A 3,113-nucleotide genomic window follows, 5' to 3' on the forward strand; every position below is an offset into this window, starting at 1 on the left:
CGATAAGCCATGGGGAGCTGAGAATAAGCTTTGATCCATGGATTTCCGAATGGGGAAACCCACCTGAAACTTGATTGTTGTTGCCTTCGGGCGGTCAACAATTGGGTTAACCAGGTATCTTTTACCTGAATACATAGGGTTTAAGAAGCGAACCCGGGGAACTGAAACATCTAAGTACCCGGAGGAAAGGACATCAATAGAGACTCCGCTAGTAGTGGCGAGCGAACGCGGACCAGCCGAGCCTTGAGAGTGACGAGAACAGATTGGAAAGTCTGGCCATAGCGGGTGACAGCCCCGTATCGGAAGCTCGATGGGACGTATCAAGTAGGGCGGGACACGTGAAATCCTGTCTGAAGATCGGGGGACCACCCTCGAAGGCTAAGTACTCCTTACTGACCGATAGCGAACCAGTACCGTGAGGGAAAGGTGAAAAGCACCCCGACGAGGGGAGTGAAACAGTTTCTGAAACCGGACGCCTACAAGCAGTCGGAGCCCCCTTGAGGGGTGACGGCGTACCTTTTGTATAATGGGTCAACGACTTGGTCTGTCTAGCAAGCTTAAGCCGTTAGGTGTAGGCGCAGCGAAAGCGAGTCTTAAATGGGCGACATAGTTAGACGGATCAGACCCGAAACCGAGTGATCTAGGCATGAGCAGGATGAAGGTACGGTAACACGTACTGGAGGTCCGAACCCACACCTGTTGAAAAAGGTCGGGATGACTTGTGCCTAGGGGTGAAAGGCCAATCAAACTCGGAGATAGCTGGTTCTCCGCGAAAGCTATTTAGGTAGCGCCTCGGACGTATTCCCTGGGGGGTAGAGCACTGCATGGATGATGGGGGCCCACAGCCTTACTGAGTCTAAGCAAACTCCGAATACCCAGGAGAACTATCCGGGAGACACACGGCGGGTGCTAACGTCCGTCGTGGAGAGGGAAACAACCCTGACCAACAGCTAAGGCCCCCAATTCGTGGCTAAGTGGGAAAGCATGTGAGACTTCCAAAACAACCAGGAGGTTGGCTTAGAAGCAGCCATCCTTTAAAGATAGCGTAACAGCTCACTGGTCTAATCAAGAGGTCTTGCGGCGAAGATGTAACGGGGCTCAAGCCACGAGCCGAAGCTTTGGATGCACTTTAGAGTGCGTGGTAGCGGAGCGTTCTGTGATATAGAACGCTGCCTCTTTTGCTCAGCAATGGGTAACGGAGGCAATGTTCTGACTGTGAAGCCGGGCCGTGAGGCAACCGGTGGAGTGATCAGAAGTGAGAATGTTGACATGAGTAGCGACAAACAGGGTGAGAGACCCTGTCGCCGAAAGTCCAAGGGTTCCTGCTTAAAGCTAATCTGAGCAGGGTAAGCCGGCCCCTAAGGCGAGGCCGAAAGGCGTAGTCGATGGGAACCAGGTTAATATTCCTGGGCCAGGAGATGGTGACGGATCACAGAGCTCGTTCTTCCTTATCGGATTGGAAGGGCTGGTGAGTGGTCCCTGGAAATAGCCCTCCACAAGACCGTACCCTAAACCGACACAGGTGGACTGGTAGAGAATACCAAGGCGCTTGAGAGAACCACATTTAAGGAACTCGGCAAAATACCTCCGTAAGTTCGCGAGAAGGAGGCCCGGTTTTTGCGCAAGCAGAGGCCGGGGGCACAAACCAGGGGGTGGCGACTGTTTACTAAAAACACAGGGCTCTGCGAAGTCGTAAGACGACGTATAGGGTCTGACGCCTGCCCGGTGCCGGAAGGTTAAAAGGAGAGGTGCAAGCCTTGAATTGAAGCCCCGGTAAACGGCGGCCGTAACTATAACGGTCCTAAGGTAGCGAAATTCCTTGTCGGGTAAGTTCCGACCTGCACGAATGGCGTAACGACTTCCCCGCTGTCTCAAATGTGGACTCAGCGAAATTGAATTGTCTGTGAAGATGCAGACTTCCCGCGGTTAGACGGAAAGACCCCATGCACCTTTACTACAACTTCGCACTGGCATCAGGATTGCGATGTGCAGGATAGGCGGTAGGCTTTGAAGCGGGGACGCCAGTTCCCGTGGAGCCATCCTTGAGATACCGCCCTTCGCACTCTTGATGTCTAACCGCGGCCCGTTATCCGGGTCCGGGACCCTGCGTGGTGGGTAGTTTGACTGGGGCGGTCGCCTCCCAAACAGTAACGGAGGCGCGCGAAGGTTGGCTCAGACCGGTCGGAAATCGGTCGTTGAGTGCAATGGCAGAAGCCAGCCTGACTGCAAGACTGACAAGTCGAGCAGAGACGAAAGTCGGCCATAGTGATCCGGTGGTCCCGAGTGGAAGGGCCATCGCTCAACGGATAAAAGGTACGCTGGGGATAACAGGCTGATGATGCCCAAGAGTCCATATCGACGGCATCGTTTGGCACCTCGATGTCGGCTCATCTCATCCTGGGGCTGGAGCAGGTCCCAAGGGTACGGCTGTTCGCCGTTTAAAGAGGTACGTGAGCTGGGTTTAGAACGTCGTGAGACAGTTCGGTCCCTATCTGCCGTGGGTGTTGGAGACTTGAGAGGAGCTGCCCCTAGTACGAGAGGACCGGGGTGGACGTTCCACTGGTGGACCAGTTGTCGTGCCAACGGCAGTGCTGGGTAGCTATGAACGGACAGGATAAACGCTGAAGGCATCTAAGCGTGAAGCCCCCCTCAAAACAAGGTCTCCCTTGAGAGCCGTGGAAGACCACCACGTCGATAGGCCGGAGATGTAAGTGCAGCAATGCATTCAGTTGACCGGTACTAATGGCTCGATAGGCTTGATTTGATCCGGAAGAAGCAGGATTACCCTCCTTCCTCCAAAGCATCCTTGGACAATATCAGACCCCTCAAAAGGGTCCGACGCTGAGCGTTTCTTTCCTGGTCTGGTGGCCCTAGCGCGAGCAAAACACCCGATCCCATCCCGAACTCGGCCGTTAAGTGCCGCTGCGCCGATGGTACTGCGTCTTAAGACGTGGGAGAGTAGGTCACCGCCAGACCTGGTAAGAAACGCAATATCTCTCTGATACGATGAAACAAACCCGATCAGGACAACCTTGGCGCGGGGTAGAGCAGCCCGGTAGCTCGTCAGGCTCATAACCTGAAGGTCACAGGTTCAAATCCTGTCCCCGCAACCA

General features: G+C 54.6%; 1 tRNA gene and 2 rRNA genes (1 of these 3 cut by a window edge). All 3 read left to right on the forward strand.

What is annotated here, in order from left to right:
* A 23S ribosomal RNA gene (locus FHD67_RS19740) occupies nucleotides 1-2,764 on the forward strand (it extends 69 nt beyond the left edge of the window).
* Between the two features lie 96 nt (nucleotides 2,765-2,860).
* Nucleotides 2,861-2,975: ribosomal RNA gene (rrf, locus tag FHD67_RS19745) — 5S ribosomal RNA — on the forward strand.
* Between the two features lie 61 nt (nucleotides 2,976-3,036).
* Nucleotides 3,037-3,113: transfer RNA gene (locus FHD67_RS19750), tRNA-Met, on the forward strand.

It is taken from the genome of Paracoccus haeundaensis (assembly GCF_006239215.1).
Lineage (GTDB): Bacteria > Pseudomonadota > Alphaproteobacteria > Rhodobacterales > Rhodobacteraceae > Paracoccus > Paracoccus marcusii.